A 26,423-nucleotide genomic window follows, 5' to 3' on the forward strand; every position below is an offset into this window, starting at 1 on the left:
GGAGTGAAGAATATTACCAGGTATATTTAACACCCACATTCGCGGACCAGTCTTGATCTACGTCACCACCACCGAGGTAGTTAGCATCGGTATAGGCGCTGAAGTTCTTGGTGAAGCTGAACTGAGTACCCAGACCAACACGTACCGCAGACCCTTCAGTACCGTTATCGATGGAATCACCGTTCACATCGTTATCGTTGTTAGAGTCGTCGTAGACGTAAGCCAGTTTGAAGTACGGAGTCAGAGCCTGGTCTTCGCTGTAGGTGAAGGTATAACCTGCATCTACACCCAGTTCATAACGCATGCTGTCGTAAGACTGACCATCAACTTTCATGTCGTTGCTCAGCTGGTAATCATCACCAGACTGGAACAGACCAGAAACGCTGCCGTAAGGAGTCACGTAACCTGCATCACCCAGTTTGAAGTCGTAACCGGCTTTCAAACCAAAGCCCCAAGCGTCGGAGTTGGTGCTGCCGTCAACGTAAGTACCGTTGCTCATGGTTGCAGACAGGTCGTTGTTGAAGTGAGAGTAGCTCAAGCTACCGTCAACAAAGACGTTGTTCGCGAAGTGAGCAGAAGAGTAGATGTAGGCAGTCTGGCTGTCTTGATCCACCTGACCAGAACGGTCATTCATATCACCTTTAGCGAAGCCTGCAGCCGCACCGACGATCCACTTAGCGTTGTTACCGTCAATTTTGGTATCAACACCGACCATGATGCCGTTAACATCCTGATCATAGTTGATGGTGCCGTTGTCGCCGTTGAAGTTACCACCGAAGTAGCTTACCCATGCGCCGCCGTTATCAGCCAGACCATGACGAGAGTTGGTCAGACGAGTACCAACGGTGTCTTGTTCCAGGTTCCAGATATTGGTGTTCGCAGACGGGATGCTCAGCGCCATGTTAGCGTAGTCGGTCAGCTCCATCTGTTGCAGAACAACGGTGTTACCACGCTGCTCAGCCTGATAGGTGTATGCACCCAGGTCAGCTTTGTTAGCAGCAGAGAAGGTCGCGTTGCTGTTGACGTCGTTTACATAGATAATTTCTTTATCTTTGTAATCAGCGATTGCGCCAGCGCCAGTTGCGTTGTCGATACGAACTTTGTAGTTACCGGTTGCCGCAACAACGTTGTCTACAGAGCTGTTATCCAGTTCAGTACCGTTGTCTACGTCGCCGTTACCGTTGATAGTCAGATGACCATCAGAGTTCATAGCAACAACACCGTAGCCGTAGTTAGCCTGAGCGGTATCCCAAGTACGGTCGTTCACCAGGTCAGCGTTCAGAACATAATCGCTGCTGTTGATATCGAACACACCAGAAACTACATTGCCGTTGTGGTCAGCGATGTTGCCGCTAGTCAGTTCCAGTTTGTCAGTACGGAAAGCTTCAGTATCAAACTGATCAACGTTCACATCCAGTACACCACCGTTAGTTACGGTGATGATATTGGCATACAGGTTAGAATAGTTATTCCAGCCAGTAGATTCGGTTAAATTAACGGTACTGTAGCTATCAACAGTCAGGTGGTCTGTAGCAACCAAACCATCTTCACCAATATTCAGTGAGGAGCCGTTGGTTAAACCAATGGTATCTGAGACCAGAGAGGAATCAGTAACATTTACCTGAGAGCCATTATTTACAGCTAATGTATCAATTACTGAACTATTAACGGTATTCCATTCTGAACCATTGTTCAGTGCTACGTTAAATACGCCGCTCTGGAATACCTTGTTGTCAATAATACGACCCCAATCGTTAGCTTCGATAGTGGCACCAGGGGTCAGGCTGTTCGGCGCAACATCATACATATCTGCCGGAGCAATTACTTCAGCACTCATGTTTGCTGAGCCAACCCACTTACTACCGTTGTTCAGAGTAATGTTCAGTTCATCAACGTTCTGAGCATCATCTACCCAACCACCGTTGGTATCAAGGACACCGTCACCATTGCTGTCATGGCCGGTTGAATAGAAGAATACGCCATCGTTATTCCAGTGGCTTGTGAACTCGACATCACCCAACAGGGTTGAATGGTCAAAGTTTACATTGTTTTTCATGGAATAATTTGAGCCAGCATTGTCAGAGAATGACAGAGCTACGTCATTTTCGCCACCATTACCAGCGTAATCACTTGGTTCAGCAGATTTACCGAAGAAGCCATTGCTTTCTTCCAGCGGAGTCTGTGACCCTGAAGTTACAGTGGAGTTAGACACATTAATGTTGTTGTCCCACTGATGATATTCGCTAGTATAAGTCGTGTTGCTTGTATTGCCTTCAGACAGCGCAATACCAGCTACACGGGAGTTGTTAGTAATATTGATATTGCTTTCAACATCAAGATTTACTGCAACACCCAGAGCGGTATAGAACGTTTCATTGGTTGACTTAGATTTATCACCATCAAGATATGTGTCAGTGAAGTAAAGAGCTTCATAGTCATCATCAATGGTGGAATTGGATACGTTCAGAGTGAATACGTCACCATCGTACCAATTGTAGTCAAGGTCAGTAGTGATTCCGTTATAGAAATTATAGCCATTATAGGTCTGTGGAGTTACAACTTCACCTTTAGCATTAACTTCTGCAGGAGTAATGCTGTAATAACCAAATGGCAGTTCAGAGGTGATTGCCCCATGAATTACTGAATTGCTGATATCTACCTGGTTAACAGAACCGCTAGCGTAATCATGATTCAAGTAATAAGTAGAAATGGTACCGTTAACGGTATCGCCTTTAAAGACAGTATCGAAATCGCCATTGGCATTGTTATAGTAAACAAAACCATTGTAAGTTACGTAGTTACCGTCTGAACCCATCGGGTCCATGCCGCCAGCATCGGCAATTCCATCATTGTCAGTGTCATACGGCCAAACTAAATCGGTCGTGGTGTTGTCATGATACCCCCAGGTATCATAGTTTGCTGCATTAGCCTGAGAGGTGATAGCCAGAGTGCAAGCCAATGCTAATTGTGATACTACAAGTTTCTTTTTCCAGGAGTGCATTTGTCATCCCTCCTCAGGGACGTAATAAGTTGATCCATCAATTATCAATGCATAGAAAACATATTATGTTTCGCGTTTACGATTATGCGGCGTTATAGAGGAATGGTTCAATTATTCTTTCCCCTAAGTCCGATTGCGGACATATATAAAGCACGTGAACACACACAAAGAAAGAAATAACAAAAACACAATATTTCAATACGTTAATGAAAGCGTTAATTTTAAAACATAGACCATGAAAATATAAAACAACAAAAACAGACAAATAATGTATCAATAAGCAATGAACTTTAAGCTATTCACTTTTTGGAAACGTCACCAAATCCCCAAAAACAATAATCTATGGCTATAAATAAAAATTAAAAATATTTTCAGTGAATATGAAATTATTGCTATTTCTATTACAAAGATGTCCTGACCTCTTTTTCATTCTCTTTTTGTCAACATCGCGACAACTTTCGTAAAACACACCCAGCCTGCTTCAGGTATACTATGCTCCTCGATTCCACAAACATCAGGCAGACCATGACAGATTTAATCCAACGCCCTCGTCGCCTGCGCAAATCTCCTGCGCTGCGCGCTATGTTTGAAGAGACAACACTTAGCCTTAACGACCTGGTGTTGCCGATCTTTGTTGAAGAAGAAATTGACGACTACAAAGCCGTTGAAGCCATGCCAGGCGTGATGCGCATTCCAGAGAAACATCTGGCACGCGAAATTGAACGCATCGCCAACGCCGGTATTCGTTCCGTGATGACTTTCGGCATCTCTCACCATACCGATGAAACCGGCAGCGATGCCTGGCGGGAAGATGGACTGGTGGCGCGTATGTCGCGCATCTGCAAGCAGACCGTGCCAGAAATGATCGTTATGTCAGACACCTGCTTCTGTGAATACACATCTCACGGTCACTGCGGTGTTCTGTGCGAGCATGGCGTCGACAACGACGCGACTCTGGAAAATTTAGGCAAGCAAGCTGTGGTTGCAGCTGCTGCAGGCGCAGACTTCATCGCCCCTTCTGCCGCGATGGATGGTCAGGTACAGGCGATTCGCCAGGCGCTGGACGCTGCGGGCTTTAAAGATACGGCGATTATGTCGTATTCGACCAAGTTCGCCTCCTCCTTTTATGGCCCGTTCCGTGAAGCTGCCGGAAGCGCATTAAAAGGCGACCGCAAAAGCTATCAGATGAACCCAATGAACCGTCGTGAGGCGATTCGTGAGTCGCTGCTGGATGAAGCCCAGGGCGCAGACTGCCTGATGGTTAAACCTGCCGGAGCATACCTCGACATCGTGCGTGAGCTGCGTGAACGTACTGAATTGCCGATTGGCGCGTATCAGGTGAGCGGTGAGTACGCGATGATTAAGTTCGCCGCGCTGGCGGGTGCTATAGATGAAGAGAAAGTCGTGCTCGAAAGCTTAGGTTCGATTAAGCGTGCGGGTGCGGATCTGATTTTCAGCTACTTTGCGCTGGATTTGGCTGAGAAGAAGATTCTGCGTTAATGATCATTATGCCGGGTTATCCAACCCGGCATTTCCCCCTTACCCCGCCCGATAAAACGGAATATCCCCAAGAATCGTCGCCCGATGCATAATCCGCCGCTGTGGCAGGTAATCCGCATTGGCATAGTGCTGAGTCACGCGGTTATCCCAAATCGCAATATCATTCGGTTGCCAGCGCCAGCGCACCTGAAACTCCGGTTTAGTGATATGGGCAAACAAAAAACCTAACAAGGCTTCGCTCTCTTTCTCGCTGACATCAACAATTCGTGTGGTAAAACCTTCGTTCACAAACAGCGCCTGTTTACCGGTCACCGGATGCGTTCGCACCACCGGATGTAGCAACGGTGGATTTTTCGCGACCGCCTCACGCCAGCGTTGATGCTCAGCCTCGGTTTTGCGGTACTTGTATTCCGGGAACGATTTACGGAAATCATGCTCCGCACGCAACCCGCTCAACAGCTGGCGGAAGGGAACAGAGAGCGCCTCATATGCGGCAATACCACTGGCCCAGAGCGTATCGCCGCCGGTCGAGGGTAACTCTTTCGCCGCCAGAATCGCCCCTGCGGGTGGCGTTTGAATAAATGTCACATCGGTGTGCCAGTTGTCGTTATCCGGCGGATTATCGTTATGGGTATCCAGGACGATGATCTCGTCAACCCCTTCAGCATGAGGGTAAACAGGGTGAATATGCAGCTCGCCAAAACGCTGGGCCAGCGCGCGTTGCTGCTGCGGCGTAATAGCTTGATCGCGCAGAAACACCACATGATGGCGCAGCACCGCATGGTAAAGCTGTTCAAACTGATTATCGCTTAACGGGCGCGTTAAGTCGGCCCCCGTAATTTGTGCGCCAATATACGGCCCCAGCGGGGTAATGCTCAGACGTTCACTCATTGTACTTCTCCATGCCAGGGCGTCAGGCGGCGCTGTAACGCGCGCAGACCCAGTTCTAAAAGAAAGGCGATAATCGCAATCACCGCGATCCCCGCCAGCACCACGTCAGTCGCGAGAAATTCACCCGCTGACTGAACCATAAATCCTAAACCGCGCGTTGCGGCAATCAGCTCCGCCGCCACCAGCGTAGACCAGCCCACACCCAGACCAATGCGTAATCCGGTGAGGATTTCCGGCAGCGCGCCGGGCAAAATGACAAACCACAGCACCTGCGCACGGCTGGCACCCAGCGACTGGGCGGCACGAATGCGAACCTGCTGCGCGCTTTTCACCCCCGCCAGCGCCGACATCGCCACCGGCGCAAAAATCGCTAGATAGATCAGTAAGATCTTCGAGGTTTCGCCAATACCAAACCAGATCACCATCAGCGGCAAATAAGCCAGCGGCGGCACCGGACGATAAAGCTCGATTATCGGATCCAGAATGCCGCGCACCGTCGGGCTTAGCCCCATGGCGATCCCGACCGGAATACCGATCAACACCGCCGCGAGTAGCGCCAGCACAATGCGCGTCAGGCTGGCTGCCAGATGCTGCCACAGCGTGGCGTCCATAAATCCCTGCGGCCCGGCAATGGTGAGCAGTTTTGCCAGTACCTGTTGCGGTGGCGGCAAAAACAGCGGGCTAATCAGTTGCAGCGCCGCGACTGCCCACCATACAGTGAGCAAAACCGCTAACGTACCAATGCTTAAGGTCACCTGACGCGAGAGCGGCCAGCGCCATTTCAGCCGATGCGAATGCAGTTTTTCATTAATGAGCACACTCATGAGAACGCCTCCCGTTGCTCAAATACGCGGCTTAAAACATATTCGCGCATGGCGATGAATTGTGGATCGGACTTGATGCTGCGGCTCGACTCTCCCGCAACAAAGCGGCGAGCAAAGTTGAGCGGCAGCCGCTCCAGCACACGGCCTGGGCCGGGTGAAAGCAGAACCAGTTCAGTCGCCATAAACACCGCTTCTTCTATATCGTGGGTAATCAACAGCACCTGCTTTCCCGTCTCCTGCCAGAGTTTCAGCAGCAGAGTTTGCATCTGGTCGCGGGTGAAGGCGTCCAGCGCACCAAACGGTTCGTCGAGTAATAACAGCTGGGGATTTGCCGCCAACGCGCGGGCAATCCCCACCCGCTGACGTTGACCACCGGAAAGCTGCCAGATGTAGCGTTTTTCTGCGCCTTCCAGCCCGACTTTTTTCACCATCTGGTGTGCGATTTCCAGTCGCTGCATTTTCTCTACACCTGCCAGTTGCAGGCCGAACGCCACGTTGTCCTGTACATTGCGCCACGGTAACAGCCCTTCATTCTGAAAAACTACGCCACGCTCTGCTCCCGGTCCCTGAATACCCTTACCCGCCAGTTGAATGCTGCCATGCTGATAAGGCACAAAACCAGCAATCAAATTCAGCAACGTAGTTTTGCCGCAGCCAGACGGCCCCAGAACTACCAGAAGCTCGCCGCTTTCCAGCGTCAGGTTGATATCTTCCAGTGCCGGTTTGCCGCCATAATCGGCGTAAAGATGAGAAATTTGCAGCATCTGCGCCTCCTTTTATTGCACGAAGCGCGAGGTAACGTACTGGCTGTAATCATTCGCTACAGCCGGGACTTTGCCCTGCTCTTTCAAAAACTGCGCGGTGTCGATGATCGCTTTGTTCACCGGTCCGGTCAGTTCTGCCGTTTGTTGCTGCGGCGTCAGATAGGTATTTCCCTTCACCAGCCCCGGAACGTCACCTTCCGGCACGCCGCTTAACCGCGCCAGTTTGCTGATGTTTTCCGGCTGTTTCAGCCACGCGTCTGGGTTAGCAATGTACGGTTGCTGAGCATCGATGGCGCTTTTAGCGAACGCTTTCACGACCTCTGGATGTTTCTCGGCAAAATCTTTCCGCACGACCCAGACGTCCAGTGTCGGCGCGCCCCACTGCCCGACCTGTTCAGAATCGGTCAGCACCTTGCCATCTTTTTCCAGGGCGTTAACCGCCGGTGCCCAGACATAAGCACCATCAATATCTCCCCGCTGCCATGCGGCGATAATTGCGGGCGGCTGCAGGTTCACAATCTCAACTTGCCCAGGTTTAATACCCCAGTGTTTCAGCGCCGCCAGCAGGCTGTAGTGGGTGGTGGAGATAAACGGTACGGCGATGCGTTTACCAATCAAGTCTTCCGGTTTACTGATAGTTTTCTTTACCACCAGCGCTTCGGAGTTACCCAGTTTTGACGCCAGCAAGAAGACTTCAATCGGCACCTGTTGGCTGGTTGCAACCGCTAACGGGCTGGAACCGAGGTTGCCGATTTGCACATCGCCCGAAGCCAGCGCCCGCACGATGCTGGCTCCACTGTCAAACTTACGCCAGTCCACGGTTGCTCCGCTTTCTTTAGCAAAGGTGTTGTCGGCCTGAGCCACTTTCGCCGGTTCGGCGGAGGTTTGATACGCCACGGTGACGTTCACCGCCTGCGCCTGAAAAGCGATGAATGCCAGTGCGGCAAGAAATGTGTTACGCGATGAAATTACCATGATTGTCTGCTCCCCCGTCTTGTTATGGGAGCAGTATTCAGGAATAAAAACATTCATTAAAAGAATTAGTCGTTATCGTACAGATGATTTTATTCTTAGCAAAAAAGCGGCAAAGGAAAGATTAAATATGCAATTACGCCCACTCTGATAACTCAGTAAATTACTGCACTTCATTTTATTAATGCATAAACAAGCAGGTTCTAATGTCTGTTATTTTATTAACAGCAACACATATAATGAAACCATTATATTCACATTGCATATATAAATGTATCATTCTCAATCAACCACATAATGTATTCACATAATGTATATAATCAATATTTGTGCATAGAACATATTTTTAATATGCAATTAATTGACAAACTAAATCACATTTAAATACAATATATAAAATAAAATAACCATACAAACCAAACACACAAACACTTAACATATGAACTACATAAAAGATTACACACTCTTACCCCCGTACCTGACAGCCCCTTGTTTTTCAGCTATCAGCTATTTTTAACACTTAAAAATTAGCATCTGTCTGCGTCAGAGGTTACGTCTCTGGGGGCGTCGTTGTGCTTGTAGTATAATAAATAAAATGGAGTGTCATAAAGTGGATAAGGTTTTAGATTCAGCGATCCTTTCTTCGGCAAATAAAAGAAAGGGTATCCTTGCCATTGGCGCGCATCCTGACGATATAGAATTAGGCTGTGGCGCATCGCTAGCTCGCCTTGCGCAAAAAGGAATTTATATTGCTACCGTAGTGATGACTACCGGTAATTCTGGCGTAGATGGAATAATCGATCGCCACGAAGAATCACGCAACGCTCTAAAGATATTAGGGTGCCACCAAACTATTCATCTTAATTTTGCTGACACCCGCGCTCATTTACAGCTCAATGATATGATTTCTGCCCTGGAAAACATCATAAAAAATCAAATTCCCTCTGATGTTGAAATTATACGTGTATATACCATGCATGATGCTGACCGCCATCAGGATCATCTTGCAGTCTATCAAGCCTCAATGGTTGCCTGTCGCGCTATTCCGCAAATTCTCGGCTATGAAACACCAAGTACCTGGCTTTCATTTATGCCTCAGGTTTTTGAATCCGTGAAAGAAGAATATTTTTCTCTTAAACTGACTGCGTTAAAAAAACATAAAAGTCAGAGCCAGCGAGATTATATGCGCCCGGAGCGTCTGCGTGCAGTTGCTCAATTTCGCGGGCAACAGGTCAATAGCGATCTGGGTGAAGGTTTTGTTATTCATAAAATGATTCTTTGAGCAAATTGCATGAAAACCTGGATCTTTATATGTATGGCCGTAGCAATATTGCTATGGTTTCTGAGTACGTTAAGGCGTAAGCCCAGCCAAAAGAAAGGCTGTATTGACGCCATTATACCTGCTTATAACGAAGGCCCGTGTCTGGCGCAGTCACTGGATAATCTGCTGCGTAACCCTTATTTTTGCCGGGTAATTTGCGTTAACGACGGCTCCATGGACAATACCGAAGCGGTCATGGCGGAAGTCAAACGCAAATGGGGCGACCGCTTTGTTGCCGTCACGCAAAAAAATACCGGTAAAGGTGGTGCGCTGATGAATGGCCTCAATTACGCCACCTGCGATCAGGTTTTTTTAAGTGATGCCGACACCTATGTTCCGCCCGATCAAGACGGAATGGGCTATATGCTGGCGGAAATTGAGCGTGGCGCTGATGCCGTAGGCGGCATTCCCTCTACTGCGTTGAAAGGCGCGGGTCTGTTACCACACATCCGCGCGACCGTAAAGTTGCCGATGATTGTTATGAAGCGCACGCTACAGCAGCTTCTGGGCGGCGCACCGTTTATCATCAGCGGTGCCTGCGGGATGTTCCGTACTGATGTATTGCGTAAGTTCGGTTTCTCGGATCGTACTAAAGTCGAAGACCTTGATCTCACCTGGACATTGGTGGCAAACGGCTACCGTATTCGGCAGGCGAATCGCTGCATCGTATACCCACAGGAATGTAACAGTCCGCGTGAGGAGTGGCGCCGCTGGCGGCGTTGGATTGTGGGCTACGCGGTCTGTATGCGCCTGCATAAAAGACTTTTATTTAGCCGCTTCGGTATCTTCAGTATATTTCCTATGCTGTTGGTTGTGCTTTATGGCGTTGGTATTTATCTCACTACCTGGTTTAATGAATTCATCACCACCGGGCCACATGGTGTGGTGTTGGCAATGTTCCCGCTTATCTGGGTCGGCGTAGTTTGTGTTATTGGTGCATTTAGCGCCTGGTTTCATCGTTGCTGGTTGTTGGTGCCTTTAGCACCGCTTTCCGTTGTGTATGTATTATTAGCTTATGCCATCTGGATTATTTATGGACTTATTGCCTTTTTTACTGGACGCGAACCTCAGCGCGACAAACCCACCCGCTATTCCGCACTGGTGGAAGTGTCAACCGCTTATTCCCACCCTTCTGTCACAGGAACTGAAAAACTATCTGAAGCTTAATGTTAAAGAGAAAAATATTCAGATTGCAGACCAGGTGATTATTGATGAAAGTGCCGGTGAGGTTGTTATCGGCGCGAATACCCGTATTTGCCACGGTGCCGTTATTCAGGGTCCGGTAGTGATTGGCGCAAACTGCCTAATAGGTAATTATGCGTTTATTCGTCCTGGCACAATAATCAGCAATGGCGTAAGAATTGGTTTTGCCACCGAAATTAAAAATGCGGTTATTGAAGCGGAAGCCACGATTGGTCCGCAATGCTTTATTGCCGACTCGGTAGTTGCAAACCAGGCATATTTGGGCGCACAAGTACGAACCAGTAATCATCGTCTGGATGAACAGCCCGTGTCTGTTCGAACTCCAGATGGAATTATCGCTACCGGATGCGATAAATTAGGTTGTTATATCGGGCAGCGTTCACGCCTTGGCGTACAAGTTATTATTTTGCCTGGGCGAATTATTTCCCCGAACACGCAACTTGGCCCGCGCGTGATTGTAGAACGTAATTTACCTACCGGAACTTATTCACTCCGACAAGAACTTATCCGTACAGGAGATTAAAATGATAAAACGGACGTTATTAGCGGCGGCAATTTTTAGCGCATTACCCGTTTATGCCGGGTTAACTTCCATTACCGCGGGCTACGATTTTACCGATTATTCTGGCGATCATGGCAACCGTAATTTAGCGTATGCTGAACTGGTGGCGAAAGTTGAAAACGCAACGCTGCTTTTTAATCTTTCCCAGGGGCGTCGTGATTATGAAACTGAACATTTCAATGCCACTCGCGGCCAGGGTGCAGTCTGGTACAAATGGAATAACTGGCTGACAACCCGAACGGGTATTGCCTTTGCGGATAATACGCCGGTCTTTGCCCGCCAGGATTTTCGTCAGGATATTAACCTGGCCCTGTTGCCAAAAACGCTTTTCACGACCGGTTATCGCTACACTAAATATTACGATGATGTCGAAGTCGATGCCTGGCAAGGTGGCATATCACTCTATACTGGCCCGGTGATCACCAGCTATCGCTATACCCATTATGACTCCAGCGATGCAGGTGGTAGTTACAGCAATATGATTTCCGTGCGTCTGAATGACCCGCGCGGCACTGGTTACACGCAACTATGGCTAAGCCGCGGAACAGGTGCTTACACCTACGACTGGACGCCAGAAACACGCTACGGCAGCATGAAGAGCATCAGTTTGCAACGTATTCAACCGCTGACTGAGCAACTTAATCTCGGGTTGACGGCAGGTAAAGTGTGGTACGACACCCCAACCGATGATTATAACGGTCTGCAACTTGCAGCCCATCTGACCTGGAAATTCTGATTCCTTCTGCCGCCCGCTATCCGGGGCGGCCTTCCCTGCCGATTAGCCCCTATCCCCTTTCCTCTTTGTTTTCCGACTACATTCACCGGATAAATTTTATTCTCCAGTGTTATATACTATAGGGGGGTATGCATTGACATATAGCATACCCCCCTATAGTATATTGCGTGCAGATGATGAGGTGCGAAATGCCCAGTACTCCGGAAGAGAAGAAAAAGGTCCTTACTCGAGTTCGTCGTATTCGGGGGCAGATTGATGCTCTGGAACGGTCGCTGGAGGGTGATGCCGAATGCCGTGCCATACTCCAACAGATCGCTGCCGTTCGGGGCGCGGCTAACGGACTGATGGCAGAAGTGCTTGAAAGCCATATCCGGGAAACGTTTGACCGAAATGACTGCTACAGCCGCGAAGTCAGCCAATCCGTTGACGACACTATTGAACTGGTTCGTGCCTATCTTAAATAGCTGAATCTATTACCATATTGAGGAAGAGCGAGAGATGAAATCACGTGCTGCCGTTGCATTTGCTCCCGGTAAACCGCTGGAAATCGTTGAAATTGACGTTGCACCACCGAAAAAAGGTGAAGTGCTGATTAAAGTCACCCATACCGGTGTTTGCCATACCGACGCATTTACCCTCTCCGGCGATGACCCGGAAGGTGTCTTCCCGGTGGTTCTCGGTCACGAAGGGGCCGGGGTTGTTGTTGAAGTCGGTGAAGGCGTAACCAGCGTCAAACCTGGCGACCATGTGATCCCGCTTTACACCGCAGAGTGCGGCGAGTGTGAGTTCTGTCGTTCTGGCAAAACCAACCTGTGTGTCGCGGTTCGCGAAACGCAGGGCAAAGGCTTGATGCCAGACGGCACCACCCGTTTTTCTTACAACGGGCAGCCGCTTTATCACTACATGGGATGCTCAACATTCAGTGAATACACCGTGGTAGCGGAAGTGTCTCTGGCCAAAATTAATCCAGAAGCAAACCATGAACACGTCTGCCTGCTGGGCTGTGGCGTGACCACCGGTATTGGCGCGGTACACAACACAGCTAAAGTCCAGCCAGGTGATTCTGTTGCCGTGTTTGGTCTTGGCGCGATTGGTCTGGCAGTGGTTCAGGGCGCGCGTCAGGCGAAAGCGGGACGGATTATCGCTATCGATACCAACCCGAAGAAATTCGAACTGGCGCGTCGCTTCGGTGCCACCGACTGCATTAACCCGAATGACTACGACAAACCGATTAAAGATGTCCTGCTGGATATCAACAAATGGGGTATCGACCATACCTTTGAATGCATCGGTAACGTCAACGTGATGCGTGCGGCGCTGGAAAGTGCGCACCGCGGCTGGGGTCAATCGGTGATCATCGGTGTCGCAGGATCTGGTCAGGAAATCTCCACCCGTCCATTCCAGTTGGTCACCGGTCGCGTATGGAAAGGTTCCGCGTTTGGCGGCGTGAAAGGTCGTTCCCAGTTACCGGGTATGGTTGAAGATGCGATGAAAGGTGATATCGATCTGGAACCGTTTGTCACGCATACCATGAGCCTGGATGAAATTAATGACGCCTTCGACCTGATGCATGAAGGTAAATCCATTCGAACCGTAATTCGTTACTGATTTCCCGCTGGTTTACCCCGTCCAGTTCAGATGGGGTTCTTAATACTCTCCCCGGGCAGCCGTCCGGGGGATTAACCGTGAGATAATGACTGATGGAACTCATTGAAAAACATGCCAGCTTTGGCGGCTGGCAAAATGTGTATCGGCATTATTCCCAATCACTGAAATGTGAAATGAATGTCGGCGTCTATCTCCCACCAAAAGCCGAGAATGAAAAATTGCCGGTGTTGTACTGGCTTTCAGGCCTGACCTGCAACGAGCAGAATTTCATTACTAAATCGGGGATGCAGCGTTACGCGGCTGAGCACAACATTATTGTTGTTGCGCCGGACACCAGTCCGCGAGGCAGTCATGTCGCAGATGCTGACCGTTACGATCTCGGGCAAGGTGCCGGGTTTTACCTGAACGCGACGCAAGCGCCGTGGAATGAACATTACAAAATGTATGACTATATCCGCAACGAGCTGCCGAATTTAGTGATGCATCATTTTCCAGCAACGGCCAGAAAGTCTATCTCAGGTCATTCTATGGGCGGGCTGGGCGCGCTGGTGCTGGCGTTACGTAACCCAGATGAATATGTCAGCGTCTCGGCGTTTTCGCCCATTGTCTCCCCATCGCAAGTACCGTGGGGACAGCAAGCCTTTGCCGCATATCTTGGTGAAAATAAAGATGCCTGGTTGGATTACGACCCGGTGAGTCTTATTTCACAAGGTCAACGCGTTGCGGAAATCATGGTTGATCAGGGATTGAGTGATGATTTTTACGCAGAACAGCTGCGGACTCCAAATCTTGAAAAGATCTGCCAGGAGATGAATATCAAGACGTTAATCCGTTATCACGAGGGTTATGATCACAGCTATTATTTTGTCTCCAGTTTTATTGGCGAGCATATTGCGTACCACGCCAATAAACTGAATATGCGTTGATAATAGTGCACGACTGCCGGATGCGGCGTAAACGCCTTATCCGGCCTACATTTCACCCGTAAGCCGTAGGCCTGATAAGACGCGAAAAGCGTCGCATCAGGCATCTGCGCACGGCTGCCGGATGCGGCGTGAACGCCTTATCCGGCCTACACTTCGCCCGTAAACCGTAGGCCTGATAAGACGCGTAAGCGTCGCATCAGGCATCACTGCACGGCTTATCTATGTTTACCACATCAAATCATCAGGCACTTTGAAGTCGGCATACGGATCGTCTTCATCCTGCTCTTCGGCGCTGAGCGCGCTGTGCAACACAATACTGCTGGCATCACGCTGAGCAATTTTATCGGCAACGCTGGCGGGAATAATGGCGTATTCACCTTCGCTATTGTTATCGACCAACAAGCGAGCAATCGCCAGACGACCATTAATCAACTGCGCCTGTGTGAGCTTATCGACAAAAATCTTCTTAATCAGATTGCCGTCAGTGAAGTTAAAACCAATATCGCCATTGGCAATGGTGATTCGGTTCATTTCAATGAGCTGCTTCACCTGGGCTTTATATTCTTTCGCCAACGCCGCTTGTTTTTGCTGTTCGCTAAGCTGTTTATCACGCTCAAGCTGTGCCTTTTTATTTTCTTCTACCGCAGCCCGAGCTTCACGCGCCTGAACGCGCGATTTTTTCGCCGTTCTCTCCACCTTCGCCGCTTTTTTGCTGGTGACTAGTCCCGCTTTGAGCAACTGCTCTTGTAAGGTAAGTTTTGCCATCTTTGTTTCCAAACCCGCTGAATAATTTTTAGCGAGTATACCTGTAAACGCCGTAGGTGTATTGGCGTGGGTTTTCTCTCACCTGTGACCTGGCGTCAGCATTTTAAATCTCACTTCGGCGTCAGCCTCGCCGAATGGCGCAAAACCTTTCGCGGTATGGCATGATAGCGCCCGGAAGAGAGTCAATTCAGGGTGGTGAATGTGAAACCAGTAACGCTATACGATGTCGCAGAGTATGCCGGTGTCTCTTATCAGACCGTTTCCCGCGTGGTGAACCAGGCCTGCCACGTTTCTGCGAAAACGCGGGAAAAAGTGGAAGCGGCGATGGCGGAGCTGAATTACATTCCCAACCGCGTGGCACAACAACTGGCGGGCAAACAGTCGTTGCTGATTGGCGTTGCCACCTCCAGTCTGGCCCTGCACGCGCCGTCGCAAATTGTTGCGGCGATAAAATCTCGCGCCGATCAACTGGGTGCCAGCGTGGTGGTGTCGATGGTAGAACGAAGCGGCGTCGAAGCCTGTAAAGCGGCGGTGCACAATCTTCTCGCGCAACGCGTCAGTGGGCTGATCATTAACTATCCGCTGGATGACCAGGATGCCATTGCTGTGGAAGCTGCCTGCGCTAATGTTCCGGCGTTATTTCTTGATGTCTCTGACCAGACTCCCATCAACAGTATTATTTTCTCCCATGAAGACGGTACGCGACTGGGCGTGGAGCACCTGGTCGCATTGGGTCACCAGCAAATCGCGCTGTTAGCAGGCCCATTAAGTTCTGTCTCGGCGCGTCTGCGTCTGGCAGGCTGGCATAAATATCTCACACGCAATCAAATTCAGCCGATAGCGGAACGGGAAGGCGACTGGAGTGCCATGTCCGGTTTTCAACAAACCATGCAAATGCTAAATGAGGGCATCGTTCCCACTGCGATGCTGGTTGCCAACGATCAGATGGCGCTGGGCGCAATGCGCGCCATTACCGAGTCCGGGCTGCGCGTTGGTGCGGATATCTCGGTAGTGGGATACGACGATACCGAAGACAGCTCGTGTTATATCCCGCCGTTAACCACCATCAAACAGGATTTTCGCCTGCTGGGGCAAACCAGCGTGGACCGCTTGCTGCAACTCTCTCAGGGCCAGGCGGTGAAGGGCAATCAGCTGTTGCCCGTCTCACTGGTGAAAAGAAAAACCACCCTTCCGCCCAATACGCAAACCGCCTCTCCCCGCGCGTTGGCCGATTCATTAATGCAGCTGGCACGACAAGTTTCCCGACTGGAAAGCGGGCAGTGAGCGCAACACAATTAATGTGAGTCAGCTCACTCATTAGGCACCCCAGTCTTTACACTCTATGTGTCCGGCTCGTATGTTGTGTGAAATTGTGAGCGAATAACAATTTCACACAGGATACAGCTATGACTATGATTACGGATTCTCTGGCCGTCGTATTACAACGTCGTGACTGGGAAAACCCTGGCGTTACCCAACTTAATCGCCTTGCGGCACATCCCCCTTTCGCCAGCTGGCGTAATAGCGAAGAGGCCCGCACCGATCGCCCTTCCCAACAGTTGCGCAGCCTGAATGGCGAATGGCGCTTTGCCTGGTTTCCGGCACCAGAAGCGGTGCCGGAAAGCTGGCTGGAGTGCGATCTTCCTGACGCCGATACTGTCGTCGTCCCCTCAAACTGGCAGATGCACGGTTACGACGCGCCCATCTACACCAACGTGACCTATCCCATTACGGTCAATCCGCCGTTTGTTCCCGCGGAGAATCCGACAGGTTGTTACTCGCTCACATTTAATATTGATGAAAGCTGGCTACAGGAAGGCCAGACGCGAATTATTTTTGATGGCGTTAACTCGGCGTTTCATCTGTGGTGCAACGGGCGCTGGGTCGGTTACGGCCAGGACAGCCGTTTGCCGTCTGAATTTGACCTGAGCGCATTTTTACACGCCGGAGAAAACCGCCTCGCGGTGATGGTGCTGCGCTGGAGTGACGGCAGTTATCTGGAAGATCAGGATATGTGGCGGATGAGCGGCATTTTCCGTGACGTCTCGTTGCTGCATAAACCGACCACGCAAATCAGCGATTTCCAAGTTACCACTCGCTTTAATGATGATTTCAGCCGCGCGGTACTGGAGGCAGAAGTTCAGATGTACGGCGAGCTGCGCGATGAACTGCGGGTGACGGTTTCTTTGTGGCAGGGTGAAACGCAGGTCGCCAGCGGCACCGCGCCTTTCGGCGGTGAAATTATCGATGAGCGTGGCGGTTATGCCGATCGCGTCACGCTACGCCTGAACGTTGAAAATCCGGAACTGTGGAGCGCCGAAATCCCGAATCTCTATCGTGCGGTGGTTGAACTGCACACCGCCGACGGCACGCTGATTGAAGCAGAAGCCTGCGATGTCGGTTTCCGCGAGGTGCGGATTGAAAATGGTCTGCTGCTGCTGAACGGCAAGCCGTTGCTGATTCGCGGCGTTAACCGTCACGAGCATCATCCTCTGCATGGTCAGGTCATGGATGAGCAGACGATGGTGCAGGATATCCTGCTGATGAAGCAGAACAACTTTAACGCCGTGCGCTGTTCGCATTATCCGAACCATCCGCTGTGGTACACGCTGTGCGACCGCTACGGCCTGTATGTGGTGGATGAAGCCAATATTGAAACCCACGGCATGGTGCCAATGAATCGTCTGACCGATGATCCGCGCTGGCTACCCGCGATGAGCGAACGCGTAACGCGGATGGTGCAGCGCGATCGTAATCACCCGAGTGTGATCATCTGGTCGCTGGGGAATGAATCAGGCCACGGCGCTAATCACGACGCGCTGTATCGCTGGATCAAATCTGTCGATCCTTCCCGCCCGGTACAGTATGAAGGCGGCGGAGCCGACACCACGGCCACCGATATTATTTGCCCGATGTACGCGCGCGTGGATGAAGACCAGCCCTTCCCGGCGGTGCCGAAATGGTCCATCAAAAAATGGCTTTCGCTGCCTGGAGAAATGCGCCCGCTGATCCTTTGCGAATATGCCCACGCGATGGGTAACAGTCTTGGCGGCTTCGCTAAATACTGGCAGGCGTTTCGTCAGTACCCCCGTTTACAGGGCGGCTTCGTCTGGGACTGGGTGGATCAGTCGCTGATTAAATATGATGAAAACGGCAACCCGTGGTCGGCTTACGGCGGTGATTTTGGCGATACGCCGAACGATCGCCAGTTCTGCATGAACGGTCTGGTCTTTGCCGACCGCACGCCGCATCCGGCGCTGACGGAAGCAAAACACCAGCAGCAGTTTTTCCAGTTCCGTTTATCCGGGCGAACCATCGAAGTGACCAGCGAATACCTGTTCCGTCATAGCGATAACGAGTTCCTGCACTGGATGGTGGCGCTGGATGGCAAGCCGCTGGCAAGCGGTGAAGTGCCTCTGGATGTTGGCCCGCAAGGTAAGCAGTTGATTGAACTGCCTGAACTGCCGCAGCCGGAGAGCGCCGGACAACTCTGGCTAACGGTACGCGTAGTGCAACCAAACGCGACCGCATGGTCAGAAGCCGGACACATCAGCGCCTGGCAGCAATGGCGTCTGGCGGAAAACCTCAGCGTGACACTCCCCTCCGCGTCCCACGCCATCCCTCAACTGACCACCAGCGGAACGGATTTTTGCATCGAGCTGGGTAATAAGCGTTGGCAATTTAACCGCCAGTCAGGCTTTCTTTCACAGATGTGGATTGGCGATGAAAAACAACTGCTGACCCCGCTGCGCGATCAGTTCACCCGTGCGCCGCTGGATAACGACATTGGCGTAAGTGAAGCGACCCGCATTGACCCTAACGCCTGGGTCGAACGCTGGAAGGCGGCGGGCCATTACCAGGCCGAAGCGGCGTTGTTGCAGTGCACGGCAGATACACTTGCCGACGCGGTGCTGATTACGACCGCCCACGCGTGGCAGCATCAGGGGAAAACCTTATTTATCAGCCGGAAAACCTACCGGATTGATGGGCACGGTGAGATGGTCATCAATGTGGATGTTGCGGTGGCAAGCGATACACCGCATCCGGCGCGGATTGGCCTGACCTGCCAGCTGGCGCAGGTCTCAGAGCGGGTAAACTGGCTCGGCCTGGGGCCGCAAGAAAACTATCCCGACCGCCTTACTGCAGCCTGTTTTGACCGCTGGGATCTGCCATTGTCAGACATGTATACCCCGTACGTCTTCCCGAGCGAAAACGGTCTGCGCTGCGGGACGCGCGAATTGAATTATGGCCCACACCAGTGGCGCGGCGACTTCCAGTTCAACATCAGCCGCTACAGCCAACAACAACTGATGGAAACCAGCCATCGCCATCTGCTGCACGCGGAAGAAGGCACATGGCTGAATATCGACGGTTTCCATATGGGGATTGGTGGCGACGACTCCTGGAGCCCGTCAGTATCGGCGGAATTCCAGCTGAGCGCCGGTCGCTACCATTACCAGTTGGTCTGGTGTCAAAAATAATAATAACCGGGCAGGCCATGTCTGCCCGTATTTCGCGTAAGGAAATCCATTATGTACTATTTAAAAAACACAAACTTTTGGATGTTCGGTTTATTCTTTTTCTTTTACTTTTTTATCATGGGGGCCTACTTCCCGTTTTTCCCGATTTGGCTACATGACATCAACCATATCAGCAAAAGTGATACGGGTATTATTTTTGCCGCTATTTCTCTGTTCTCGCTATTATTCCAACCGCTGTTTGGTCTGCTTTCTGACAAACTCGGGCTGCGCAAATACCTGCTGTGGATTATTACCGGCATGTTAGTGATGTTTGCGCCGTTCTTTATTTTTATCTTCGGACCACTGTTACAATACAACATTTTAGTAGGATCGATTGTTGGTGGTATTTATCTTGGCTTTTGTTTTAACGCCGGTGCGCCAGCAGTAGAGGCATTTATCGAGAAAGTCAGCCGTCGCAGTAATTTCGAATTTGGTCGCGCGCGGATGTTTGGCTGTGTTGGCTGGGCGCTGTGTGCCTCGATTGTCGGCATCATGTTCACCATCAATAATCAGTTTGTTTTCTGGCTGGGTTCTGGCTGTGCACTCATCCTCGCCGTTTTACTCTTTTTCGCCAAAACGGATGCGCCCTCTTCAGCCACGGTTGCCAATGCGGTAGGTGCCAACCATTCGGCATTTAGCCTTAAGCTGGCGCTGGAACTGTTCAGACAGCCAAAACTGTGGTTTTTGTCACTGTATGTTATTGGCGTTTCCTGCACCTACGATGTTTTTGACCAACAGTTTGCTAATTTCTTTACTTCGTTTTTTGCTACCGGTGAACAGGGTACGCGGGTATTTGGCTACGTAACGACAATGGGCGAATTACTTAATGCCTCGATTATGTTCTTTGCGCCACTGATCATTAATCGCATCGGTGGGAAAAATGCCCTGCTGCTGGCTGGCACTATTATGTCTGTACGTATTATTGGCTCATCGTTCGCCACCTCAGCGCTGGAAGTGGTTATTCTGAAAACGCTGCATATGTTTGAAGTACCGTTCCTGCTGGTGGGCTGCTTTAAATATATTACCAGCCAGTTTGAAGTGCGTTTTTCAGCGACGATTTATCTGGTCTGTTTCTGCTTCTTTAAGCAACTGGCGATGATTTTTATGTCTGTACTGGCGGGCAATATGTATGAAAGCATCGGTTTCCAGGGCGCTTATCTGGTACTGGGTCTGGTGGCGCTGGGCTTCACCTTAATTTCCGTGTTCACGCTTAGCGGCCCCGGCCCGCTTTCCTTGCTGCGTCGTCAGGTGAATGAAGTCGCTTAAGCAATCAATGTCGGATGCGGCGCGAGCGCCTTATCCGACCAACATATCAGGGCGGAATGATCGCAATGAACATGTCGATGACAGAAAGAATAAAAGCAGGCAAGCTATTTACCGATATGTGCGAAGGCTTACCTGAAAAAAGACTTCGTGGAAAAACGTTAATGTATGAGTTTAATCACTCGCATCCATCAGAAGTTGATAAAAGAGAAAGTCTGATTAAAGAAATGTTTGCCACGGTAGGGGAAAACGCCTGGGTAGAACCCCCCGTCTATTTCTCTTACGGTTCCAACATCTATATAGGCCGCAATTTTTATGCAAATTTCAATTTAACCATTGTCGACGACTACACGGTAACGATCGGTGATAACGTACTGATTGCACCCAACGTTACTCTTTCCGTTACGGGACACCCGGTACACCATGAATTGAGAAAAAACGGAGAGATGTACTCTTTTCCGATAACGATTGGCAATAACGTCTGGATCGGAAGTCATGTGGTTATTAATCCAGGCGTCACCATCGGGGATAATTCTGTTATTGGCGCGGGTAGTGTCGTCACAAAAGACATTCCACCAAACGTCGTGGCTGCTGGCGTTCCTTGTCGGGTTATTCGCGAAATAAACGACCGGGATAAGCAATATTATTTCAAAGATTTTAAAGTTGAGTCTTCAGTTTAAATAAGCAAAATTGCCTGATGCGCTCCGCTTATCAGGCCTACAATTTCAGAGATCTACGTAGGCCGGATAAGGTGTTCACGCCGCATCCGGCATAAACTACGCTCGCGGTAACCCAGCCGATTACCGTTTGTAATCGATGGCTTCTGGCTGCTCCAGATATACGGTGGTTTGTGCCGGTTGTGTGCTGGCAATCACCTTGCCGCCACGTACCGAATAACGTACCGGAACCTGACGGCGCAGCGCATCAAACCCATTTTCAGCCGGCAGGATAATCAGGTTGGCGCTGTTTCCGGCGGCAATGCCGTAATCCTGCAAATTCAACGTCCTGGCGCTGTGGTGGGTGATTAAATTCAGGCCGTCGTTAATCTGCCCGTAGCCCATCAGCTGGCAAACATGCAGCCCCATATGCAGCACTTGCAGCATATTCGCCGTTCCCAGCGGATACCACGGATCGAAGACATCATCGTGACCAAAGCAGACGTTAATGCCGGACTCCAGCATCTCTTTAACGCGCGTGATGCCGCGACGTTTTGGATACGTATCGAAACGTCCTTGCAGATGAATATTGACCAACGGGTTGGCGACAAAGTTAATACCGGACATTTTCAGCAAACGGAACAGGCGCGAAGTATACGCCCCGTTATAGGAGTGCATTGCCGTAGTATGGCTGGCGGTGACTCGCGCGCCCATGCCTTCACGGTGCGCCAGGGCAGCAACGGTTTCGACAAAGCGCGACTGCTCGTCATCGATCTCATCACAGTGAACGTCGATGAGACGGTCGTATTTTTGCGCCAGGGCGAAGGTTTTATGCAGCGACTCCACGCCGTATTCACGGGTAAATTCAAAATGCGGAATCGCCCCAACAACATCTGCCCCTAAGCGTAGCGCCTCTTCCAGCAACGCTTCACCATTGGGATACGACAAAATCCCTTCCTGCGGGAAGGCGACGATTTGCAGATCAATCCACGGCGCAACTTCCTGTTTCACTTCCAGCATCGCTTTCAACGCAGTCAGCGTTGCGTCGGAGACATCGACATGGGTACGCACATGCTGAATGCCGTTGGCAATCTGCCATTTCAGCGTTTGCCATGCGCGTTGTTTCACATCGTCATGAGTTAATAACGCTTTGCGCTCGGCCCAGCGTTCAATGCCTTCAAACAGCGTGCCGGACTGATTCCAGTTCGGTTGTCCGGCGGTTTGCGTGGTGTCCAGGTGAATATGCGGCTCCACAAACGGCGGTAAAACTAAACCTTGTTCGGCATCCAGGCTGTTTTCAGTTACGGGCATCACCCCGGATTGCGCATCAATGGCGCTGATTTTTCCGTCGTGAAGATGAATCTGCCACAGCCCCTCTTTGCCGGGTAACTGGGCGTTAATAATTGTTTGTAAAGCATTATTCGACACTGTTAGCCTCCACATGCGTCATTGCTGCTGTCGTTTTACGATTCAAAATCGGGTTAAGGATCAGATAGCTCAGCGCGCCACCTAATACCGCGTTGACCGGAACAATTCCCGGTAACCAGTGGCCTGCGGCAATCCCCAGCGCGACCGCCAGAATCGCCACCCAATTGACACTCATCATACGCGTGGTCGCAAAGTGCTCATAGCGGCGACGGTTCATCAGATAATCAGCGATGATCACGCCGCCCACTGGAGGAATAGCTGCCGAAAGGAAGGTCAACCAGCCGACAAAATTGTTATACAGCCATAATGCGCAGACCGTACCGATAATACCGTTAATCACCGAAAGGGTTTTGCTCGACATACCGGTAATGTTGGCGAAACCTAAACCCGACGCATAGAGCGCGTTATCGTTGGTGGTCCAGATATTCAGCCCCAGCACCACAATCGCAGGCAGCAGCAGGCCCTGAGCAATCATCACATCAGAGATATCCGCCATCCCCAGTGCCGCAGCGCCCGCTGCACCGAAAATAAACATCAACGAGTTGCCGAGGAAAAAGGCCACCATCGCCACCAGCACCGCCAGTTTGGCATTGCGACCAAACCGGACAAAGTCAGCGGTGAGCGTACCCGCACTGATGAATGACCCCACAACCAGCGCCAGCGCGACATTGAAATCTAACGGTTGTGCGGGAACGACCGCTTTTAATACGTCCAGGCCGCCCATGCCGTTAACGGCCAGCCACACGGAATAACCGCCAAGGCAGGCGATAGCCGGAACCGCAATCACCGAAAGAACCGTCAGCGCCGAAATGCCAAAGAAGACGGTGACGGTCATCAGTAAACCGGAGACGGCAATCAGCAAATTAATATCCAGCCCGGTTGCCTTGCCCACCGGAATAGAAAACATCGCCACGCCAACGCCAAACCAGCCAACCTGGGTGCCGCCCAGCAGCAGTGAAGGCAACCATGAGCCTTTAACACCAAACGAGAAGCGAGCAAGAAGATGGGTGGTCAGGCCGGTTTTTGCGCCAATGTAACCAAGAAATGAAGTGTAAATACCGAGGAGAAGATTACCGATGAGAACTGCGAGGAAGAAATCATGATAGCTAAGACCGGTTCCGAGAGTGCCGCCGGTCCACATACTGGCGGAAAAGAAGGTTAATCCCAGCATGACGAACGTCAATGCCAATACCCCTTTCCGCGCCGACTGCGGGACTGGCCCCTGGCTAAAGTTGTTATCTTGCGACACGAAATTCCCCCTTTTTGCTGTTTGAAACCCAAAAAATCCGCCGCATTCTATTCATCTGAAGATAAAAAGCAATCGTTTTCGTAGGGGGATATATTTTTTATATGAATGAGTGCAAAAAGGCGGGGGAAACTTATCTGTGTAAAAACAGTGGGTAGGCATGATAAGACGCGTCAGCGTCGCATCAGGCATCTGCGCATGGTGTCGGATGCGGCGCGAGCGCCTTATCCGACCTACGGTTCAGGCCTGTAGGCATGATAAGACGCGTCAGCGTCGCATCAGGCATCTGCGCACGGTGTCGGATGCGGCGCGAGCGCCTTATCCGACCTACTCTTCCATCGCCTGGCGGATCTGATCCAACGACGCCGGATCATCAATGGTCGTCAGATCCCCAGGATCGCGTCCTTCGCAAATCGCCTGGATCGTGCGGCGCAGCATTTTTCCGGATCGCGTTTTTGGCAATTGCGAGACAAACCAGACGTGCGCCGGGCGGCCAAAGTTGCCAATCTGGCTGTCTACCAGCGCCATAATTGCCTTCTCTTGCAAGTGCGCCACCTCACGGTCTTCCAGACTGTCGCTCTCTTTCGGAATGACAAACGCCACCGCCACCTGCCCTTTCAGCGCATCTTTCACCCCAACCACCGCCACTTCGGCAACGCCCGGATGACTGGAGATACTCTCTTCAATCTCACGCGTACCCAGCCGATGTCCGGCAACGTTAATCACATCGTCAGTGCGCCCGAGAATAAAGTGATAACCGTCAGCATCGCGGATGCCCCAGTCAAAAGTGGCGTACACCGGACGGGAAAACAGCGACCAGTACGTCTTCACAAAGCGGTCGTCGTCGCCCCAGATGGTCTGAATACAGCCTGGCGGCAATGGCCCCTCCACTACCAGCATCCCTTTCTCATTGACGCCACACGGTTCGCCGGTGACTTCATTGAGCAACTGCACGTTATAGCCATACATCGGCACGCCGGGGCTTCCCAGACGCGTCGGCCTGTCATCCAGACCGCGAGCAATCGCCATAATCGGCCAGCCGGATTCGGTCTGCCAGTAGTTGTCGATGACCGGCACATCCAGCGTATTGCTCACCCAACTGGCGGTCGGCTCATCCAGCGGTTCTCCAGCCAGATAGAGCACTTCCAGCGACGAAAGATCGTGTTTGCGAATTTCAGCGGTAGGGAATTTTTTCAGCACGCGAATGGCGGTCGGCGCTGAGAACATGCGGCTAACCTGATATTTCTCGACAATTTTCCACCACACGCCGCAGTCCGGCCAGGTCGGCAATCCTTCGTAAACGATAGTCGCCATCCCCGCCAGCAGCGGCGCGTAAACGATATACGAATGCCCTACCACCCAGCCGATATCCGAAGCACAAAAGAACACGCCGCCCGCTTTGCCGCCAAAAATGGTGTCCATCGAGGTCGCCAGCGCCACCGCATATCCGCCGACATCACGCTGCACACCTTTAGGTTTGCCGGTCGTGCCGGAGGTGTAGAGAATGCAGGAGGTTTCGTTGGATTCCAGCCACGCCACCGGCACCCGCGCACCGATGTGTTGATGGCGCAACGACGCGAAATCGACATCCCGCCCGCTGACGCGCGCCATTTTCGCCAGTCCGCGATCCACCAGTAAAACGTGGCGCGGCTGATGCTGCGCCTGACTTATCGCATCGTCGAGTAATTTTTTATAGGGAATGATTTTGCCACCGCGCGCTCCGGCATCAGCCGAGACAATCAGCACCGGTTTAGCATCATCAATTCGCGCCGCCACGCTGTGCGAGGCAAATCCACCAAACACCACCGAGTGAATAGCGCCAATACGCGCGCAGGCCAGCAGAGTAATATGCGCTTCGGCAATCATCGGCATATACACCAGCACCCGATCGCCACGCTGCACCCCCAATGAACGCAACATTGAGGCCACCGCGTTCACTTCGTCATGCAGCTGACGAAAGGTAAAGGTACGCTCTTCCTCTGTTTCCGAAGAGACGGCAATCAATGCCAGCGCCTCTGGCTGTTTCTCCAGCCAGCGATCGATAGCGTTGTGACACAAGTTGGTTCGGCCTTCACAAAACCAACGGGCAAACGGCGGGTTGCTGTGGTCGAGCGTTTGCGTAAAGGGCGTCTGCCAGTCAATACGCCGGGCCTGCTCGGCCCAGAACTGCTCCGGTTCGTTAATCGAACGCTGATAAAATTCGCTAAAAGACATAATGCTCTCCTGTTGAACTTACG

General features: G+C 51.2%; 21 protein-coding genes and 1 pseudogene. 13 read left to right on the plus strand and 9 right to left on the minus strand.

The window, feature by feature from the left end; genetic code table 11:
* Nucleotides 1-13 precede the first annotated feature (13 nt).
* Complete coding sequence (locus EAS44_RS18805; protein ID WP_000556414.1) at nt 14-3,001, minus strand: autotransporter outer membrane beta-barrel domain-containing protein; 2,988 nt, start codon at nt 2,999-3,001, stop codon at nt 14-16.
* Nucleotides 3,002-3,526: 525 nt separating this feature from the next.
* Here EAS44_RS18805 and hemB point away from each other — a divergent pair.
* On the plus strand, nt 3,527-4,501 hold the full coding sequence (gene hemB, locus EAS44_RS18810; RefSeq protein ID WP_001295337.1) for a porphobilinogen synthase: 975 nt from the start codon (nt 3,527-3,529) through the stop codon (nt 4,499-4,501).
* Between the two features lie 39 nt (nt 4,502-4,540).
* Here the strand turns inward: hemB and tauD are convergent, their stop codons facing one another.
* The 4 genes from tauD to tauA are packed head-to-tail and all read right to left on the minus strand — an operon-like array spanning nt 4,541 to nt 7,955.
* Nucleotides 4,541-5,392, minus strand: a complete 852-nt coding sequence (gene tauD, locus EAS44_RS18815; RefSeq protein ID WP_000004062.1) for a taurine dioxygenase — start codon at nt 5,390-5,392, stop codon at nt 4,541-4,543.
* Complete coding sequence (gene tauC / locus EAS44_RS18820) at nt 5,389-6,216, minus strand: taurine ABC transporter permease TauC (protein ID WP_000114581.1); 828 nt, start codon at nt 6,214-6,216, stop codon at nt 5,389-5,391. Before tauC ends, tauD begins: the two co-directional genes overlap by 4 nt.
* Entirely contained in the window at nt 6,213-6,980 is a 768-nt protein-coding gene (gene tauB, locus EAS44_RS18825) for a taurine ABC transporter ATP-binding subunit (RefSeq protein WP_000939359.1), read from the minus strand. The genes tauC and tauB overlap by 4 nt, the downstream gene beginning before the upstream one ends.
* Nucleotides 6,981-6,992: 12 nt before the next feature.
* Nucleotides 6,993-7,955: a taurine ABC transporter substrate-binding protein gene (tauA, locus tag EAS44_RS18830; protein ID WP_001350622.1), complete on the minus strand. Its 963-nt coding sequence runs from the start codon at nt 7,953-7,955 to the stop codon at nt 6,993-6,995.
* Between the two features lie 607 nt (nt 7,956-8,562).
* On the opposite strand from tauA, the gene EAS44_RS18835 reads away from it, so the two are divergent.
* From EAS44_RS18835 to fghA, 7 genes are all read left to right on the plus strand, one after another.
* The gene (locus EAS44_RS18835; protein ID WP_000362014.1) at nt 8,563-9,234 is read left to right on the plus strand and encodes a PIG-L deacetylase family protein; all 672 of its coding nucleotides are present in this window, start codon (nt 8,563-8,565) and stop codon (nt 9,232-9,234) included.
* 9 nt (nt 9,235-9,243) lie between these two features.
* Nucleotides 9,244-10,440, plus strand: coding sequence for a glycosyltransferase (gene yaiP / locus EAS44_RS18840; protein WP_000860417.1), 1,197 nt, complete (start codon nt 9,244-9,246; stop codon nt 10,438-10,440).
* 34 nt (nt 10,441-10,474) lie between these two features.
* The gene (locus tag EAS44_RS18845) at nt 10,475-10,999 is read left to right on the plus strand and encodes an acetyltransferase (protein ID WP_000582572.1); all 525 of its coding nucleotides are present in this window, start codon (nt 10,475-10,477) and stop codon (nt 10,997-10,999) included.
* Nucleotide 11,000: 1 nt separating this feature from the next.
* Nucleotides 11,001-11,774, plus strand: a complete 774-nt coding sequence (yaiO, locus tag EAS44_RS18850) for a YaiO family outer membrane beta-barrel protein (RefSeq protein ID WP_000596101.1) — start codon at nt 11,001-11,003, stop codon at nt 11,772-11,774.
* 188 nt (nt 11,775-11,962) lie between these two features.
* Nucleotides 11,963-12,238, plus strand: a complete 276-nt coding sequence (frmR, locus tag EAS44_RS18855) for a formaldehyde-responsive transcriptional repressor FrmR (RefSeq protein WP_001141271.1) — start codon at nt 11,963-11,965, stop codon at nt 12,236-12,238.
* Nucleotides 12,239-12,272: 34 nt separating this feature from the next.
* Nucleotides 12,273-13,382: an S-(hydroxymethyl)glutathione dehydrogenase gene (gene frmA, locus EAS44_RS18860; protein WP_000842109.1), complete on the plus strand. Its 1,110-nt coding sequence runs from the start codon at nt 12,273-12,275 to the stop codon at nt 13,380-13,382.
* A 92-nt stretch (nt 13,383-13,474) separates the two neighbouring features.
* The gene (fghA, locus tag EAS44_RS18865) at nt 13,475-14,308 is read left to right on the plus strand and encodes an S-formylglutathione hydrolase (protein ID WP_000419070.1); all 834 of its coding nucleotides are present in this window, start codon (nt 13,475-13,477) and stop codon (nt 14,306-14,308) included.
* A 225-nt stretch (nt 14,309-14,533) separates the two neighbouring features.
* Here the strand turns inward: fghA and yaiL are convergent, their stop codons facing one another.
* The gene (gene yaiL, locus EAS44_RS18870) at nt 14,534-15,073 is read right to left on the minus strand and encodes a DUF2058 domain-containing protein (protein ID WP_001096705.1); all 540 of its coding nucleotides are present in this window, start codon (nt 15,071-15,073) and stop codon (nt 14,534-14,536) included.
* Between the two features lie 66 nt (nt 15,074-15,139).
* On the opposite strand from yaiL, the pseudogene EAS44_RS18875 reads away from it, so the two are divergent.
* From EAS44_RS18875 to lacA, 5 genes and pseudogenes are all read left to right on the plus strand, one after another.
* Nucleotides 15,140-15,238 (plus strand): annotated as a pseudogene (locus EAS44_RS18875) (GlxA family transcriptional regulator); the annotation flags it as partial.
* A gap of 36 nt (nt 15,239-15,274) precedes the next feature.
* Nucleotides 15,275-16,357: a DNA-binding transcriptional repressor LacI gene (gene lacI / locus EAS44_RS18880; protein WP_000805859.1), complete on the plus strand. Its 1,083-nt coding sequence runs from the start codon at nt 15,275-15,277 to the stop codon at nt 16,355-16,357.
* Between the two features lie 122 nt (nt 16,358-16,479).
* Nucleotides 16,480-19,554, plus strand: coding sequence for a beta-galactosidase (lacZ, locus tag EAS44_RS18885; RefSeq protein ID WP_000177872.1), 3,075 nt, complete (start codon nt 16,480-16,482; stop codon nt 19,552-19,554).
* A 51-nt stretch (nt 19,555-19,605) separates the two neighbouring features.
* The gene (gene lacY, locus EAS44_RS18890; protein WP_000291549.1) at nt 19,606-20,859 is read left to right on the plus strand and encodes a lactose permease; all 1,254 of its coding nucleotides are present in this window, start codon (nt 19,606-19,608) and stop codon (nt 20,857-20,859) included.
* Nucleotides 20,860-20,924: 65 nt separating this feature from the next.
* Entirely contained in the window at nt 20,925-21,536 is a 612-nt protein-coding gene (gene lacA / locus EAS44_RS18895) for a galactoside O-acetyltransferase (RefSeq protein WP_001350624.1), read from the plus strand.
* Nucleotides 21,537-21,656: 120 nt separating this feature from the next.
* On the opposite strand, the gene codA is transcribed toward lacA, so the two are convergent.
* The 3 genes from codA to prpE all read right to left on the minus strand — a co-directional run bounded on the left by codA (nt 21,657) and on the right by prpE (nt 26,400).
* Nucleotides 21,657-22,940, minus strand: coding sequence for a cytosine/isoguanine deaminase (gene codA / locus EAS44_RS18900; RefSeq protein ID WP_000069181.1), 1,284 nt, complete (start codon nt 22,938-22,940; stop codon nt 21,657-21,659).
* Entirely contained in the window at nt 22,930-24,189 is a 1,260-nt protein-coding gene (gene codB, locus EAS44_RS18905; RefSeq protein ID WP_000076253.1) for a cytosine permease, read from the minus strand. The genes codA and codB overlap by 11 nt, the downstream gene beginning before the upstream one ends.
* A 324-nt stretch (nt 24,190-24,513) precedes the next feature.
* Nucleotides 24,514-26,400: a propionate--CoA ligase gene (prpE, locus tag EAS44_RS18910; RefSeq protein WP_000010273.1), complete on the minus strand. Its 1,887-nt coding sequence runs from the start codon at nt 26,398-26,400 to the stop codon at nt 24,514-24,516.
* Nucleotides 26,401-26,423: the final 23 nt, after the last annotated feature.

Origin of the sequence: Escherichia coli DSM 30083 = JCM 1649 = ATCC 11775 (genome assembly GCF_003697165.2) — a bacterium.
GTDB classification, from domain to species: domain Bacteria; phylum Pseudomonadota; class Gammaproteobacteria; order Enterobacterales; family Enterobacteriaceae; genus Escherichia; species Escherichia coli.

Bases quoted from the DNA above. Each gene is read 5' to 3' on its own strand.
- EAS44_RS18805 (WP_000556414.1), bottom strand. From the start codon at position 3,001: ATGCACTCCTGGAAAAAGAAACTTGTAGTATCACAATTAGCATTGGCT.
- hemB (WP_001295337.1), top strand. From the start codon at position 3,527: ATGACAGATTTAATCCAACGCCCTCGTCGCCTGCGCAAATCTCCTGCG.
- tauD (WP_000004062.1), bottom strand. From the start codon at position 5,392: ATGAGTGAACGTCTGAGCATTACCCCGCTGGGGCCGTATATTGGCGCA.
- tauC (WP_000114581.1), bottom strand. From the start codon at position 6,216: ATGAGTGTGCTCATTAATGAAAAACTGCATTCGCATCGGCTGAAATGG.
- tauB (WP_000939359.1), bottom strand. From the start codon at position 6,980: ATGCTGCAAATTTCTCATCTTTACGCCGATTATGGCGGCAAACCGGCA.
- tauA (WP_001350622.1), bottom strand. From the start codon at position 7,955: ATGGTAATTTCATCGCGTAACACATTTCTTGCCGCACTGGCATTCATC.
- yaiP (WP_000860417.1), top strand. From the start codon at position 9,244: ATGAAAACCTGGATCTTTATATGTATGGCCGTAGCAATATTGCTATGG.
- yaiO (WP_000596101.1), top strand. From the start codon at position 11,001: ATGATAAAACGGACGTTATTAGCGGCGGCAATTTTTAGCGCATTACCC.
- frmR (WP_001141271.1), top strand. From the start codon at position 11,963: ATGCCCAGTACTCCGGAAGAGAAGAAAAAGGTCCTTACTCGAGTTCGT.
- frmA (WP_000842109.1), top strand. From the start codon at position 12,273: ATGAAATCACGTGCTGCCGTTGCATTTGCTCCCGGTAAACCGCTGGAA.
- fghA (WP_000419070.1), top strand. From the start codon at position 13,475: ATGGAACTCATTGAAAAACATGCCAGCTTTGGCGGCTGGCAAAATGTG.
- yaiL (WP_001096705.1), bottom strand. From the start codon at position 15,073: ATGGCAAAACTTACCTTACAAGAGCAGTTGCTCAAAGCGGGACTAGTC.
- lacZ (WP_000177872.1), top strand. From the start codon at position 16,480: ATGACTATGATTACGGATTCTCTGGCCGTCGTATTACAACGTCGTGAC.
- lacY (WP_000291549.1), top strand. From the start codon at position 19,606: ATGTACTATTTAAAAAACACAAACTTTTGGATGTTCGGTTTATTCTTT.
- lacA (WP_001350624.1), top strand. From the start codon at position 20,925: ATGAACATGTCGATGACAGAAAGAATAAAAGCAGGCAAGCTATTTACC.
- prpE (WP_000010273.1), bottom strand. From the start codon at position 26,400: ATGTCTTTTAGCGAATTTTATCAGCGTTCGATTAACGAACCGGAGCAG.